This window comes from Magnetococcus sp. PR-3 (assembly GCF_036689865.1).
Taxonomy (GTDB): Bacteria; Pseudomonadota; Magnetococcia; order Magnetococcales; family Magnetococcaceae; genus Magnetococcus.
The window spans coordinates 114227-129426 of the sequence record NZ_JBAHUQ010000005.1; the positions used below are offsets into that span (position 1 = coordinate 114227).

At 51.3% G+C, this 15200-nt stretch carries 14 protein-coding genes; 6 read left to right on the forward strand and 8 right to left on the reverse strand.

What is annotated here, in order from left to right:
- Window positions 1-47: 47 nt before the first annotated feature.
- Entirely contained in the window at window positions 48-2072 is a 2025-nt protein-coding gene (locus V5T57_RS05410) for a HAMP domain-containing methyl-accepting chemotaxis protein (protein ID WP_332890148.1), read from the reverse strand.
- Window positions 2073-2390: 318 nt separating this feature from the next.
- Window positions 2391-3941 (reverse strand): NAD(P)H-hydrate dehydratase, encoded by a 1551-nt coding sequence (locus V5T57_RS05415; RefSeq protein ID WP_332890149.1) that lies wholly within the window; start codon window positions 3939-3941, stop codon window positions 2391-2393.
- A gap of 103 nt (window positions 3942-4044) precedes the next feature.
- On the opposite strand from V5T57_RS05415, the gene V5T57_RS05420 reads away from it, so the two are divergent.
- Window positions 4045-4953 (forward strand): ATP-binding cassette domain-containing protein, encoded by a 909-nt coding sequence (locus V5T57_RS05420; RefSeq protein WP_332890150.1) that lies wholly within the window; start codon window positions 4045-4047, stop codon window positions 4951-4953.
- 59 nt (window positions 4954-5012) lie between these two features.
- Entirely contained in the window at window positions 5013-5795 is a 783-nt protein-coding gene (locus tag V5T57_RS05425) for an ABC transporter permease (protein WP_332890151.1), read from the forward strand.
- Window positions 5796-5976: 181 nt separating this feature from the next.
- On the opposite strand, the gene V5T57_RS05430 is transcribed toward V5T57_RS05425, so the two are convergent.
- Together V5T57_RS05430 and V5T57_RS05435 are read right to left on the reverse strand one after the other, a co-directional pair.
- On the reverse strand, window positions 5977-6216 hold the full coding sequence (locus V5T57_RS05430; RefSeq protein ID WP_332890152.1) for a hypothetical protein: 240 nt from the start codon (window positions 6214-6216) through the stop codon (window positions 5977-5979).
- 441 nt (window positions 6217-6657) lie between these two features.
- The gene (locus tag V5T57_RS05435) at window positions 6658-7719 is read right to left on the reverse strand and encodes a helix-turn-helix domain-containing protein (protein WP_332890153.1); all 1062 of its coding nucleotides are present in this window, start codon (window positions 7717-7719) and stop codon (window positions 6658-6660) included.
- 338 nt (window positions 7720-8057) lie between these two features.
- Between V5T57_RS05435 and V5T57_RS05440 the strand changes: the two genes are divergently transcribed.
- Both V5T57_RS05440 and V5T57_RS05445 read left to right on the forward strand, forming a co-directional pair.
- Complete coding sequence (locus V5T57_RS05440) at window positions 8058-8909, forward strand: SHOCT domain-containing protein (RefSeq protein WP_332890154.1); 852 nt, start codon at window positions 8058-8060, stop codon at window positions 8907-8909.
- Window positions 8910-9010: 101 nt separating this feature from the next.
- Complete coding sequence (locus V5T57_RS05445; protein ID WP_332890155.1) at window positions 9011-9481, forward strand: bacteriohemerythrin; 471 nt, start codon at window positions 9011-9013, stop codon at window positions 9479-9481.
- Window positions 9482-9543: 62 nt separating this feature from the next.
- Here V5T57_RS05445 and V5T57_RS05450 read toward each other — a convergent pair whose 3' ends face one another.
- The 4 genes from V5T57_RS05450 to V5T57_RS05465 form a co-directional block, all read right to left on the reverse strand.
- Window positions 9544-10359 (reverse strand): SDR family oxidoreductase, encoded by an 816-nt coding sequence (locus V5T57_RS05450; RefSeq protein WP_332890156.1) that lies wholly within the window; start codon window positions 10357-10359, stop codon window positions 9544-9546.
- A gap of 10 nt (window positions 10360-10369) precedes the next feature.
- Window positions 10370-10786 carry a GNAT family N-acetyltransferase gene (locus tag V5T57_RS05455; protein ID WP_332890157.1) on the reverse strand — a complete coding sequence of 139 codons (417 nt, stop codon included), beginning with the start codon at window positions 10784-10786 and terminating at the stop codon, window positions 10370-10372.
- A gap of 50 nt (window positions 10787-10836) precedes the next feature.
- Complete coding sequence (locus tag V5T57_RS05460) at window positions 10837-11340, reverse strand: Lcl C-terminal domain-containing protein (RefSeq protein WP_332890158.1); 504 nt, start codon at window positions 11338-11340, stop codon at window positions 10837-10839.
- A gap of 377 nt (window positions 11341-11717) precedes the next feature.
- Window positions 11718-13805 carry a penicillin-binding protein activator gene (locus V5T57_RS05465; protein WP_332890159.1) on the reverse strand — a complete coding sequence of 696 codons (2088 nt, stop codon included), beginning with the start codon at window positions 13803-13805 and terminating at the stop codon, window positions 11718-11720.
- An 11-nt stretch (window positions 13806-13816) separates the two neighbouring features.
- Between V5T57_RS05465 and rsmI the strand changes: the two genes are divergently transcribed.
- Both rsmI and V5T57_RS05475 read left to right on the forward strand, forming a co-directional pair.
- Complete coding sequence (gene rsmI, locus V5T57_RS05470) at window positions 13817-14692, forward strand: 16S rRNA (cytidine(1402)-2'-O)-methyltransferase (RefSeq protein WP_332890160.1); 876 nt, start codon at window positions 13817-13819, stop codon at window positions 14690-14692.
- A 76-nt stretch (window positions 14693-14768) separates the two neighbouring features.
- Window positions 14769-15143, forward strand: coding sequence for a YraN family protein (locus V5T57_RS05475; protein WP_332890161.1), 375 nt, complete (start codon window positions 14769-14771; stop codon window positions 15141-15143).
- Window positions 15144-15200: the final 57 nt, after the last annotated feature.

Sequence of the window (15200 nt, forward strand, 5' to 3'; positions counted from 1 at the left end):
TGTGTGGTGGTTATAGCGCGACGCACGGATCGTGGCGCATTAAAAAATTAGAAGCGTTGGTAGTCAGAATCACTGCCATCATCCACATCCAGATCCAACTCAACCCCGTTGCTTACCGCTTGTCGGGGGGGGGCAGCCTGGGCTACCGGTTTGGGGCTATGTGGCAGCGCTCGTGCCATGACCGGTTTGGCTTGTGCTGTGACCTGTTGTTGCCCCGTACGCATGCGCTGCCTATTGGATGTTTCCATGCTGAAGAAGGAGACAGAGTCTTGTAGTTGAGAAGCCTGCCCTTGTAACTCACTGGCTGTCGCAGCCATCTCTTCTGAGGTACCCGCATTTTGCTGGGTCACGGTATCTAGCTGTTGAATGGCGCGGTTGATCTGCTCCACCCCCTGGTTCTGTTCCATAGAGGCGGTGGTGATCTCAGAGACCAGCTCAGCGGTTTTTTGAATATCCGGCACCAGCTTGTTAATAATGGTACCAGCCCGCTCTGAAACCTCTACGGAAGAGGAAGAGAGCTGGGAGATTTCACTGGCCGCTGTTTGAGAACGCTCTGCGAGTTTACGGACCTCAGCCGCAACCACGGCAAACCCTTTACCATGTTCACCAGCCCGCGCCGCTTCAATGGCGGCATTTAGGGCCAGAAGGTTGGTTTGCCGCGCGATCTCCTCAATAATAGAGATCTTATCGGCAATCTCCTTCATCGCAGTCACGGCACTGACGACAGCTTCACCCCCTTCACGGGCATCTTGGGAAGCTTGTTGAGCAATGGATTGGGTCTGTTGGGCATTTTCTGAATTTTGGGCAATGTTACTGGCCATCTGCTCCATGGCAGAGGAGGTCTCTTCGACACTGGCTGCGGCTTCGGTTGCCCCTTGAGAGAGTGTATCTGATGAGCTGGACATCTCTTGTGAGCCACTGCCCACACTATCAGCCGCCAGTTTGACCTCACCCACCACATTGCGCAGCCGGTTAACCATGTTAGCCATGGAGGCCATTAGGCTTTCTGTATCCCCAGCCTTAGTTTGTACCTGAACATTCAAATCTCCTTCGGAGACACGGGTTACCAGGTCAGCCAAGAAAGAGGGTTCACCCCCTAATGGACGCAAGACCAGACGTGTGATGTACCAACCAATGAAAATGGCAACTATGACACTGATTATGGAGACAATGATCACCAGTGTAATGGTGTTTTCGTTGGCCATTTGTACCTGGGGGCCGAGTTTATCCTGATCGGCTTTAACGGATAATTTCACTTCCTCAACCGCTTTGGCGATTTCAGGGCCAAGCCGGTCCAAGGTCCCCGTGATGACTTGATTACGGGCCAAAATAATGGTGACGGTCTCTTTGAAATGCTTAACGTAGGCGTCGCGTGCCAACTTGGCTTCTGCCATCAGTTGGCGACGCCTTGGGTTTTGAAGCTCTTTGTCCATGGTATTAAAGATTGGGTCGAGCTGCGTATTCAATTCATTTAAGGCTCGATCCGCATCAGCTTGGGCATTGGTTTGTAAAAATTTGGCCGCATACAGACGGCCCAGCAGGACATGTTCTTGAGCACGGCCAGCATAGTAGGCACCAGAGGGATCACCATCTTGGAAAGCGGATTCCATAATGGCCGTTATATCTTTGCGCATTTTTAAACCGTTAGGGTCCATACCGTCTTGGACCGCTTTATTTCGTGAAAGGCGAAATGCTTTAACTTGATCAAACCCGCGCTGATACTCTTTTACTTTACGGTTTACATCAGAGACCAGTGAGGCCCGCTCAGGCTTTTGGATCTCTTCAAGCGCTTCGGTCAAGAAGGTGCTCATCTTCTCGTAGTAGTCGTTATATTGATCAATATCCTTTTGGCTGCCGGTGATATTAAAATCCTTAACATTCATCCGCACCATGAGCATGTTGGCCTGCAGGCGGCCCGCCAAATTGGTGTCACGGGCTAAGCCCCGGTATTCGGTAAAACCGGTAACCGCATCTTTTAACCCTAAGAAAGAGGCAATGGAAACAACCAGCAATAAGGTTATGACCACGCCAAACCCCAAAGCCATAATACTCGAGAGCTTCATATTGCCCATAACCATCTCCCCTTTAAGGTTTAAGTCTGAAATATATGTATGCCCTGTTTTAGGCAAAATTTTGTGCGTTATGTGTGTTCCGCACTAAGAGTAGTCTACTGTATTTTTACGTTTTTAGGGTGTAAAAGCGGATGCCTGATGAGAAAAAGACATGAATCTATATAAGTTTATGAAATTCTAGTCAAAAATAATGATTAAATGCGGGGGCTAATGGCTAGAGTGCCGCGGCTAAAACGAACATTTTCAGCCTGTGTGCAGCGCATTGATGCGGATAAGTAACTTCCAAATTAAAAAAGAGTGGCGCTTTATTGCGACAATTCAGTTTATGGCTTGATTACGTAATTGACGGAGATAGGGGAGTAGATCACGGCTGGTCATGCCCACTTGTCCGCCCTGTTGTTGCGCACTAAGGTCGGCAGCCCGACCATGCATCCATACCGCTGCTAAAATGGCGTCTTGCATGCTCCAGCCTTGGGCAAGGAGCCCTGCGATACAACCGGTCAACAGATCACCACTACCCCCCGTCGCCAACCCGTGGTTACCGGTTGGGTTAATCCAAACCCGGTTATCTGGTGAGGCGATAACCGTTCCTGCACCTTTTAACACCAACCAAACCCGCCATGAACGGGAAAAATCTCGGGCTTTAGTGATGCGATCTGCCTGAATTGCTTCAACTGTGTGACCACTTAAGCGGGCAAATTCGCCAGGGTGGGGGGTCAGCACCAATTCGGGCGCCCGGTGCGCACGTAATAAACCGGGCTGAAGTGCCATTAAGTTTAAGGCATCGGCATCCATCACCATAGGTAGGGGGGTGCGTACCAGTTGAGCAATCAACTCAGCCGCGCCACCACCGGTACCCAACCCGGGGCCGACAGCAACCACGGTTGGGTTAAACCCAATCTGTTTAAAGGGGCCGTGGTGTTCAGGCAGCATGCCTCCATCTCCCTCCTCATCCATCGGAAAGGTCATCACTTCAGGACAGAGTGTCGCAACCTGGGGCTGTACAGATTTAGGAACCGCGCAGGTGATTAACCCCGTACCCATACGTTGGGCCCCCATGGCGGTGAGAGCAGGCGCCCCCCCTTTACCACGAGACCCCCCTAGAATGAGCAGGTGACCATGGCTACCTTTGTGACTGGCAGGACAACGCTGGGGTGGGTGCCATAAGTTGGGGGTGTTAAGTTGAACGGAATGTTCCGGGATATCCAACATGGATTGGGGGATGCCAATGGGGGCGGTGACCACCTCCCCACAATACGCTGCACCGGGATGGGTGTAGTGGGCAATTTTGGCAGCCGCAAAGGTCACACTCCAGTTCGCGCGTACGGCACAGCCAAGAATTTGTCCGGTATCTGCATGAATACCTGAAGGAAGATCGACAGACAGTACAGGTTTGGTTGCGGCGTTAATCTGCTCAATGGCCAGCGCATAGTGTCCCTCAACAGGCCGCTCTAAGCCGGTACCAAGAAGTGCATCGATAACTACACCAGCATGTCCGATCCAGGATGGAAAGGCCGCCAGATCTTCAGGGGTGTAGACATGGCGAATACGCCCGCCCATTTTTTCATAGACAGCATAGTTAATGGCTGCATCTCGCTTGAGCCGCTCGGCTGGGGTGAACATAACGACACGGGTATCCATGCCCTGCTCTTTAAGCCAGCGGGCCATGACCAACCCATCCCCCCCATTATTTCCCCCACCACAAAGAATAAGGACCCGTTGCTGGTTGAGGTCTGGCATACGCTCCAAAAGTAGGTTAACGCATGCTCGCCCTGCATTTTCCATAAGGACCATACTGGGCAAACCCAGTTGTTCGATGGTGTTTTGATCCACACGGCGCATTTGATCAGCAGTAAGTAAAGGCTGCATAATAGGTCCTCAATATTCTTTCATTCCAATTTTTACCCATTGCCGTCAGGTTAAGGACGCGCAAAAATAGTGGGCTCTTCCCCTTTTGCCCCGTGGAGCCACTATGGCATGCGTTGTCCGTGCAACGGATTTGACCAAACAGTATCAGGATACTCCAGTTGTCAACCGAATCAACTTTGAGATTCGCCGTGGAGAGTGTTTTGGCATATTAGGCCCAAATGGTGCGGGAAAAAGCACCACTATGCGTATGTTGACGGGTCTCTCACCAGTTGATGGTGGTGAGTTGCTGGTTTTTGATGAGCCCATGACGCCAGAATGCCTCTCTGTGCGTCGCCGCTTGGGCGTGGTCGCCCAGGAGGATAACCTGGATGATGATCTGCTGGTTTGGGAAAATATTCTGGTGTATGGCCGTTATTTTCAGCTACCCGATAGTATCATTAAGCCCCGCATTGAGGCGTTGTTGAAATTTGCTAGGCTTGAGGATCGGGCACAATCGGCCGTACGTACGCTCTCGGGTGGTATGAAGCGGCGGTTGGTGATTGCACGTGCTTTGGTTGCAGAGCCTGAACTGGTGGTGTTGGATGAACCTACCACAGGGCTTGATCCCCAGGCACGGCACCTGATCTGGCAACGTCTGCGTCAACTGCGGGAAGAGGGTAAAACCCTACTGTTAACCACCCACTATATGGAAGAGGCCGCTCAATTATGTGACCGCTTGTTGATACTCGATAGCGGTAATATTTTGGACCAGGGCTCCCCTGTAGAGTTAATTGACCGCCATGTTGAGCCAGATGTGGTGGAGGTGCGCTCGAGCATTCCCTTGGTCCTTGCAGAGCTGCCCCAACTCCCTGCACGCCTAGAGCAGGTGGGGGATACCCTCTTCTGTTATACTGACCAGCCAGGGGCCATTTTGGAGAAGTTGGGTAATCGTCACGATTTAACCCTGCTGGCTCGGCCTGCCAACCTGGAAGATGTGTTTCTTAAACTGACCGGGCGAGAGTTGCGGGATTAAGGGATCGAAACCGCAATCTATTTTAATGATACAGCCCTTTATGGGCTTTAAAAAACCGGATGACTATGCAAGCCACCGATTATCTCCCCTCCAAAGGCTGGGTTCAGACCTGGCGCCGCCACTTTATGGTATGGCGTAAAACCTATACGGCTTCCTTGGCCGGTAACTTGGGTGAACCGCTACTCTATTTGGCAGGTATGGGTTATGGACTCGGGCGTTTTGTGGGGGAAGTGGAGGGGATGGCCTATCTGGTCTTTGTGGCATCCGGTATTCTGGCCAGTAGCTCTATGAACAGCAGTACCTTTGAGGTGCTCTATGGGGCCTTTACCCGTATGACCCGCCAAAATACCTATCATGCGCAGCTAACCACTCCACTAAGTGTCGCGGATGTGGTGGCTGGAGAGGTGATTTGGGCTGCCAGTAAAGCGCTGATCGCAGGCTTTGCCATCTTTTTGGTGGCGACACTGTTTGGTGCTTTTGAGATCCAAAATATCCTGTTAACCCTACCCATTGTCTTCTTGTCAGGTTTAACCTTTGCCAGCTTGGGTATGGTGGTGACCGCTGTTTCACCCAGTTATGAATTTTTTCTCTACTACACGACGTTGGTGACGGTCCCCATGTTTCTCTTCTGTGGGGTGTTCTACCCCGTCAACACCCTGCCAGAACTTCTACAGTATTTTATTTTGTTACTGCCTTTAACCCATGTTGTTGAGCTTATGCGTCCTCTGGCGACAGGGGGGGTGGTGCAAGATGTACTCTTACACCTATCGGTCATTACGTTCTATCTGGTCATTGGGTTTATCTGGGCGGTTAAGCTGGTGCGGCGCCGTATTATTGTGTGAGCCTTTGCCTAACGGCGATCTATGTAACTGCCTTTGCCCCAAGTGTTGCCCTAATGCGTCCGCTGGCGATGGGGGTGCAAGATGTACTCTTACACCTATCGGTCATTACGTTCTATCGGGTCATTGGGTTTATCTGGGCGGTTACACTGGTGCGGCGCCGTATGATTGTGTGAGCCTTTGGCTAACGGCGACGTCTGCGTATACGGCTTTGAGAACGCTTAAGTTGACGGGCAGCCAGTTCCTGTGGGGTGGGAGGATCTGCAATGCGTAGTCGGCTTGCTTTTAGGCGGCATGGATCACACAAAAATGTGAGTGTTTGACTGTCCGTCTGCTCTTTACTGCCACACATTGTACAGGTACGGCTTTTGGCTAATGGCGCCTCTGCCTCGCTGTATGTTTTTTGAAGTACATCTGTACTCATGGCTCTGCCCATACTCTTTAATGTATGTTTTAGCCGCAGCATATCATCTTAGGGTTGCTCTTTAAGCTTTCCTGAAGTCATCCTTCAAGAATACCCCTTTTCGGTGTAGGCCTGTCGGCATCCTAACCCTATGCTGTGCCCTTTGTGGCTACCATACGCACGTTCGTTACCCAGCAGAGGGTAGCTGTGCTCTGTATTGGGGGCCTTAAACTCTGCCAGGGCTCCGTTTGTATAACCGGCCCCCTTTTAGAGAGATCATCTCTGTCGTCTCTGCTGGCCTCTGTCTGAATGGATGAGAAGATTTAACACCGTATCATAATGGCTCTTATGACAATTGACGGGGAGTCTCAAAACTTTGTCAGCATGTATCAATCGTGATGCAGTGGGTATGTAAGAAACAGCATATTGGTGGGCTTGAAGTGCGGTGTGAGAGGCAGAGCGTCAGATGCGGAGTGTCTTAGAAAGCCAGGTTTCGTAGATTCGGTCCCCCACTTTAGGATCATCAAAGGGTGAGGATTGCTGGGTAAGTTGGTGGGATGCCCGGTTTTCTCGAAAAGCCTTTGGTGAGACCTGGAAGTGCTCTTTAAACAGACTGGAGAAGTGTGACTGGCTGGTAAAGCCCCAACCAAAAGCGATATCTGCAATGGAGCGATGCTGGTGGGCGGGGTGGAGCAACGCTTCAGCACAGCGGCGTAAACGCCGTTTTTGAATATATTTATGAATGCCACCTACCGGTTTGAAGAGGCGGTAGAGGCTGGAGCGGGAAATATGGAGTTTAGAGCAAAGATAGTCTGTGGTTAATTTGGGGTGAGACAGCATATGCTCAATCTCTGTTTTAATCTGCAATAAGGTGACCTGTACAATACTGTTGGCCCCCTGATCCACCTGTTCAGTCGTACCATTAATGGCACTGGCCATAAGCATAAGGGTGGGTTGTACCAACTGCGCGGCTTCATCTGGCGTTAGTTGATCGGCGATACGGTGCAGGGTGTGAAAATGGGTGCGGGCAATGGTGGTCAGTGGGTTGTCTGCCTGGAGCACACGCCCTTCCTGGCTATCAGGATTTTCCAGGAGTGGGGCCAGCAACATGCGTGGAACCACTAAGGAAAGATTAGAAAAATCACTGGCTTGGGAATGGTGTAGATCGGCAAGATCCAAAACAGCGACATCACCAGGTCGGCATACATGGGTTTTGGAACCCACCGTAAAGTGTTGCTCGCCGCTAAAATGGGTTTGGATCATATAATAATCCAAACCATCCTCAGTGGTTCGTAATGCATTGCGGGTAAACAGTTGAGCCCGTGTTTGACAGTGGGCCAGCATTAACTGTTCATTGAGCAGATGGCTGGTCACCGAGGCATGGAACTGATCGTCCGTTACCTGATTGGATAGCTTAATATCAAAGAGTGTCCCTATGCTCTCCCGCCAAGCTTCTGTCCGGTCATCTGGATCCAGGTTATTGGCTGTAAAGTGGGATTTTTGTAGTGTCTGAGGATCAGACATGAATTTTCCCGTTCGTTTCGTCAAAGAGCGTATGAAGTTAAGGGGTAAGCCTGGTATTTTTGATATGTGTTGTGTTTAATAACAAACCTCATTTTGTGCGATTGAGCAACCTTTTTTACATATCTTTTGGGTGGTTGCATGCTTATTGATCAAAGGGATGCTTAAGCTTGGCTTTGCTGGAGACGCAAAAAACTCTGGCCCCTTATTGCTTGAAATAGGCGAATCAGCAAGCAATCTAAATCCATCCATGTCATGATGTCCGTAACAATGCAGGAGTGTGCACCCCCGTACAGCTCATGACCCCCAATAAATGTGACACAAAGTAAGGATTTCTCCCCATGGCACGCTTAACGCCCGAAGGCCAACAGATGGTGGATGCCATTGCCCAACGCTATGCGCTATCCAGTGATGCGGTGGCGCAAATGCTCGACGCCGTCGCTATGGGTGGTGGTTCCATGGCACAGTTTAATATTCCTGAACTGGGTGGTGGTGGTCAGTGGATGCAAGGCGGCATGACCATGGTGGGTGATATGTTCAACCATGGTCTGAAAATGACGGTGGATAACCTGTGTGCAGAACTCTCTACCCTCTATTACAATCAGCCCTTTGAGCCAACCCCCCAACCCGCCTCAGGTCCCCAGGGCGGGGTGAGTTTGTTTGTGCCCGGTAGCAGTCAAAGCAACTGGTGGCCGCAGGCTTTGGGGCAGCCGGCCTCCTCGGGTAGCCAAAACAATATGCGTTATGCTTATTTTCCCAATTTTAAGCGGTTGGCGGTGGATGCTGGGGGGCAGGTGGCGCTTTACGATACGTTAAACCATCAGATTGGTGGCTTTAGCCAGCAGCAATCTTTTGATGGAAGCATCACATTAACCAGTCAATTTGGTGTGGTAGCCCTGGCAGAACTGCCCCATGTCATATTAAATGATCCTTTGGGGCCCTCCTATGCCGAGATGGCGCCGACCCCCGATCTTCAGCCAGAAGACACGATGGAGCAGATGCCAGAACCTCAGCCTGATCCCACGATCGGGCAGGTACCGGAAGTACCACCCACGGTTACCGAGCCTGTGGCTGCGGTGGATGCAGATACCATTTTTGCAACCATTGAAAAACTGGGGGGGCTTATGGAGCGTGGTTTGATTACAGAGCAGGAATTTCAAGATAAAAAAAGAGAGTTATTAGAGCGTTTATGAGCGTGAGGTGAGCGGGTATTTATCGGCATGATGCATAGGTCATATTTCCCCTTTCTTTTGCAGGTTATGGTATAGTCCTCTCAACTCTTGAGAGGTGGATTATGGCCAGTAAGTATTCCCAGGCAATGGACCAAGAACCCGAGCAGGCTCGGGATTATCTGCGTTCCAAGCTTCCTGTTATTGGTGTTGGAAATATTGATCTCCAGCATCGTCAACTACTCGATCATATTGTGGATTTTCATGCGCTGGTTGAACAGTTGCTCAAACAGCGCCCGGATGATCAAACATGGGCTGAAATTCAGAGCCACTTTGACTTTCTCTTCCGCTATATTCGTGAACATTTGGCGTATGAAGAGCAGTTAATGGAGAGTAATAACTATATTGGCTTTGAAGCCCACAAACGTGAGCATGAGGATTTTGCCAAAAAGGTTGAATCCTTTAAACGAGACCTGCTGGATAAGCAGGATATTTACGCCACGGTTAATGTGAAGTTTTTTCTGTTGGACTGGCTTTTTTCTCATACCAATAATACCGATGTTCAACTTAAAGGTATGCGGATGAAAAACCTTTAAAACAGATCTGTATGAAGGTGTTAAGAAGGTTATGCCGCTTGTCAGTCTTCTCTGCTGACCGATCAAGTGCTTGAATGATCGGTTGTGGGGCGGGCATGGCTACCTGCCAGAATACCACCATCAATATTCAGCTCAATTCCCGTCACATATTTTGACTCATCCGAAGCCAAATAGAGTGCTGCATAGGCGACATCATCGGCTTCGCCCATCACCCCCAAGGGAATATCCTTGGCAAGGGCTTCGATCGCCCTTTGCCGCGGTTCACCCTGGCCAAGCATGGCATCCCACATGGGTGTCAGGATAGCACCTGGATGTATGGAGTTGCAGCGGATGGGGTAGCGCTGTTCGGCACAGTATAGCGCAACTGATTTGCTGTGGTTACGTACAGCGGCTTTGCTGGCAGCATAGGCCGCTGCTGCAGGAATACCGACCAAACCGGAACGTGAAGATATGTTGATCAGGCTACCGGCCTGCGTGCCCTTCATCATCTTAATGCCATATTTACAACCCAGGGCCACACCATCCAGGTTGGTGGCTTGTACGTGATGCCAGCTTTGCATATCCAGATTTTCAGGATCATGGGGTCCTGGTGTTTCTAAAAAACCGGTTATCCCAGCATTATTGACCAGGATGTCCAACCGGCCATGCTGGGCCAGGATGGATGGGGTGATCTGTTGCCACTGATCCTCTTGGGAGACATCCAAGTGCTGATATTCAGCTTGGCGACCAAAAGGGTGTATCATCTGTTGGCCAAGATTATCTTGGATGTCCGTAGCGATCAGATAAGCCCCTTCTTGCACAAAGCGTTGGGCGATGGCTTGGCCAATGCCTCTTGCCGACCCGGTGATCAGGGCTATTTTTCCCTCTAAGCGTCCCATGGGCTCTCCTTTAAGTGTGATCTGCTCGGCGGCTCATGGCGGGGGATTGGGCATCACGTAATAAAAAGCCAAACTGTTTATAAAACTCGGCTTTTCCCTCTGCAGCAATAAGACCTATAAACCGATTGGGTGTATGGGTGTTTAGCCATGATAGCAGTGTTTTAACAATCTGTTGACCGACCCCCATGCCCTGATAATCCGGGTGCACAATAACATCTTGTAGATAGTTGTATAGAGCACCATCCCCCACCAGACGACCACAGGCAATGGTCTGCCCCTGTACCTGGACATGCACAAAATAGACGGATCCATCAATCGCCCGCTGCATAATGGATGGTTCCAGCACGGGCCAACCTACAGCTTGGAACAACATTTGGTAGGCCGCTAGGGTGGGGGCATAGGGGTGCAATGTATACGGTGGTTTCATGGTGGTGCCTACTGATTATAAAGGATGCTGTGATGTGGACGAAATAAGGGTTAGGGGATATCACGGACCAAACGTACCGCCAAAGGAAAATCGGGGGTATGTCCATCCACATCACCCTGCTTGAAATGGATGGCGTAGACAAGCCCGGGTATCTCCTCAACTGGGGAATTGCTCCAAAAAAAGGCCTCTTCCCCCGCCCTTGTTTGTGGAAATATCTGCGTGTTAATAGCAGGTTGCCCACAGCTTGGATCGACAAGGCTAAACAGCTCATCAATGGTGGGTAAGCGCCACCCTGTTCCCTTTTGTTGGGCAAGCTGGTGGGCATGGTGGAGCGTATGGTGTTCGGCGTGGCCCCGGCACCCTTGCTGGCTGTGCCATGGACTGCCAATGGGGCAGCGCTGCCATAAGATAGCGTTCGTTAGATCCTTAATATAGGGCCCTTGTCGCACAAAACGTTGTGTTAGGGGCGGGGAGCTACAGGCTGCCAAGGCTAGGGCGCTGTGAAAGCCAAGTATCATCACAAGCCCACAGATCATAACGGGTAAGGGTGGCATGGTTTGGTCGTTCCTTTGCGCGCACATGGTCTGGGGGTGTGCTGCTTCTCACGCAGCTTCAATCGATGGGTAAACCATGGGAGGGGGGATAAATTCGTATCCCTTCAGGCAGTGGCAGAGCTTAAAAAAACCGCGTGACGAGCAAACTGTGGTGAGTGCTCTTTTGCTTAGTTATTTCCGACCTTAACGGTAAGCTAGGGTGGCTCAATAGCGTGTCAAATAGAGGGCATGTGCGCTCATAAGGATGCTCCGTTCAAGCGCATAGATGGCTCAGTCACAGGCGTCCATCTTCTGCCTGGTTGGTGTCAGAAACCGATCCCTAAGGCTTTCTGTCGTCAGGCCTGCTCATCTGCTCAACCCTAACCGTTTAACCGGTATTATTCCTCATCATCCAAGACCACAGGAATAATTTTACCATCCCCAATTTCATAGTAGGGATAGCTGCGTACCGAACGGCCGTCGGGCATGTATCTGAGTGGACCTGTGATACCGGCAAAGCCTTCACCACGGCTAAGTTGGCTCAGCCAGTACCGGTGGTTCAACTTCTCCATCCGCATATCCCGCATCAATTGGGCTACGGTGACAACACTGTCATAAGCCAGCATGGCCAAGGTGGAGGGATCCTGTTGCCAGTGGCGTCGGTAGTTGTTATCAAAGGTTAATTTGCGGTCTGCGGGTAGATCAGTAAAGACCGCCCCTTTCAGATAATCGGTCCCTTCTGCCATCAGCTCAGGGCTGTTCCATAAGGGCATGCCCAGTAGCGAGACCGAGGGGGTGCGCACATTATAAAAGGCCAGTTGTGGGGCGATTAAGCGTGCTTGGTGCGCAGGTACTGGAAGAAAAATGGCATCAAAATCCGCCCAAGGTTGCACCTCATCCTTATCCGTTGCTGCCGGTGGATCGGCTGGGTCAAGAGAGCGGTAACGGCTGGCCCGTCTCAGACGTTTGGCCACCATATCCCGATCTACGTGGACCATCTTTTTTAGCCAGGGTGAAAAATCGCGGCTATCTTCAGGAAAATAATAGGGTTCCAGCACGGTGGCACCAAGCTTAATGGCCTCATTTCTAAAGGCGAGCACACTCAGTTTACCAAAGTCACTGTCTGGCGCCAAAAAGGCGATACGACGGCGTCCTTCCACTTTAACCGCATAGTGGGCCATATCCCGCGCCTGTTGCTCAGGATCAAAGGCATTGAGATAGATCCAACGTAGACGGTTTTGTTGTCCAGGCCGGCTGGCAGGATCGATATTGGCAATACTTTTACGGGGGTTTAGAACAATAATGGGGCGTTGCAAGGTCACCGCTGTGCGTGCTGCCGTGGCGGCCTCATAATGAAAAATGGGGCCGAGCATCAACTCGACACCCTGATCCACCAAGCCACGGACCACTTTCTCGGTGATAATTTCATCCCCTTTGGTATCCCCAACAAAGAGGGAGAGGGGAACGTCTGGATAGTCAGCCAGGGCTTGTTGAACCCCTTGGAGCGCATTATTACCCAAATGACCATACTGTCCGGTAAGGGGGAGTAGCAGACCCAGCTGCATGGTGGGGTTGCGATCTGGGGTCAGGCGGTGGCGTGCTTCACGGGTAAGTGGGGTCCAGCGGCTTTTGGCCAGGACCATTTGCCACAGTTTGCGGGCACCCTGTTGGTCCCCCTGCTTCCAGCGGGCATCCCCTAACGCCAAAGCCAGGTAAGGGGTGATCAATGGTCGGTCGGTGGGTTGCTGTTTGAGCAGAACTTCCAACCGTTCTGGGCTCTGCCCCCGGATCATGCGCCAGGTTAAGTGAGCTTGTTGCCCCTGGATTACTGTATCCGCTGGGTAGGCATAAGCCAGGGTCATGGTATCCTGCAACGCACCACGGGTTAGATAGTGGTTAAGGTAGCGCTGCCACTGAATCAGTTCAGCGGGGAGTTCTGGATTTTCATAACGTTCGTGGGGGTTGTTGCTTAATAGCGCGCTGCCTTGACGCTTATGCCCATAGCGCTTGTTCGTAGCCAGCCGTATGGGGGCCATGCTACCATCTTGCTCTTTATCCCCTAAAGGTTGTACCTCTTCACCGGGTAGGGGTTCCATATCCGATAACGAAGCGATGTGTGAACTTGGCTTGGGGGTTGGTTTGTTCCCCGTGGCCAGGGCTTCAGTATCGGTCTGGATGGTGGTGTTGGATAAAGCGCTAGCCTGCTTCACGGCAAGGTTCTCTTGGCCGGGTAGGGGCAGCATATCCTTGATCACCGTTTTGGTTTTCTGTTTAGGCGGTTTCGCCTGCGCAGAATCCTTTGAGGGTGCTTTTTGCAGCGCTTCCGATTCCGCCTTTACCTTATGGGTAATGGGGGAGGGGGGCTGTTTCTGTTTGAGGTCCAAAGGTGCAGTGGCACAGCCACCCAAGAGCACCAAGGCCAAAAACAGGGTGGTATAGGTACGCCCCAAAGGGCGATGGGTCGTCAGATATAGGCGACTGGGCATGATGTTTCCACATGGTCGGGGATCGCGCGGTGACAGGGTCTGAACACACCAATAAACGCACCACAGTAGGTGTTTTGTACCTTATTCCGACCCCCATCGGCAACCTGGAGGATATCACTCTGCGGGCAATTCGCCTATTAAAGCAGTCTGATCGGATCCTGGCAGAGGATACCCGCCATACCGGAAAGCTGCTTTCCCACCTGGGTATTGGTGTGCCCATGACCAGTTTTCATGAGCATAATACGCAAAGTCGAATTCCATCGATTATTCAGAAATTACAAGAAGGTCAGACCATCTCTTTGGTCTCGGATGCCGGCACACCGGGTATCCGTGATCCGGGTGAGCCCCTGGTGCGTGCCTGTATTGAAGCAGAAATCAGCGTGGTGCCCCTCCCTGGTGCGACCGCTGTAACCACCGCCCTTAGTGGCTCTGGTCTGCCTACCGATACTTTTTTGTTTGATGGCTTTGCCCCCCGTAAAGAGGGGGAGATGAAGCGCTATCTGACCTCTGTTGAGGAGGAGCGGCGTACCGTTATTCTTTTTGAATCCCCCAAACGGATCGTCAAACTGTTGGAGCGGGTTGTGGATGTGCTGGGGCATGATCGCCCCATGGTGGTGGCGCGGGAGCTAACAAAGATACATGAGACCTTTCATCGAGGGAGTGCCGGAGAGCTGTTGAGCTATTTTCAGACCCATGATCCCCGTGGGGAAATGGTGGTTTTGATTGCGCCGGGCGAAGTGAAAGTTAAAGATCCTGAGCCTTTGCTTAAACAGGCTCTTGAGCAGGGGCTTCCGGTCAAAATGGCCAGTAAGAAGGTGGCTGAGATCACAGGGCTACCCCGCAAGCAGCTCTATGAGATGGCGCTGCGGTTGAAAGATCATTCATGAATCTGCTCTGGCTCTTCGGTTTAGCACAGTTCTTGCTGTTAGTGGGCTGTCCCATGGCTGTGGGTAAGGGGGAAATATGGACTTCTTAACCCCTAAAACCTTTGGCAAACAGGCGGAAGATTACGCCTGTAAGATTTTGAAAAAGAATGGGTATAAGATACTTAAGCAGAACGCACGTACCCGCTATGGTGAGCTGGATATTATTGCGCTAGATGGTGATGTACTGGTGTTTTGTGAGGTGAAAGCCCGTCAAGGGGATGTCAGTGGCTCCCCAGCCGAGGCGATTGATGCGCAAAAGCAACGGCAACTTGCTCAGTTGGCAGAAGCTTGGCAGCAGAGGCACCCTCAATGGTTGAATGCGCCATGTCGTTTTGATGCTGTGTTGGTCAAAAAACAGAATAAGCGCTGGCAGGCGGAGATTATTGCAGATGCTTTTCAGCTTGGATGGTAATGAAAGCCTAGATCAGGGAAAGATCTGGGGAACGTGCGTTTCCAAACAGGATCTAAG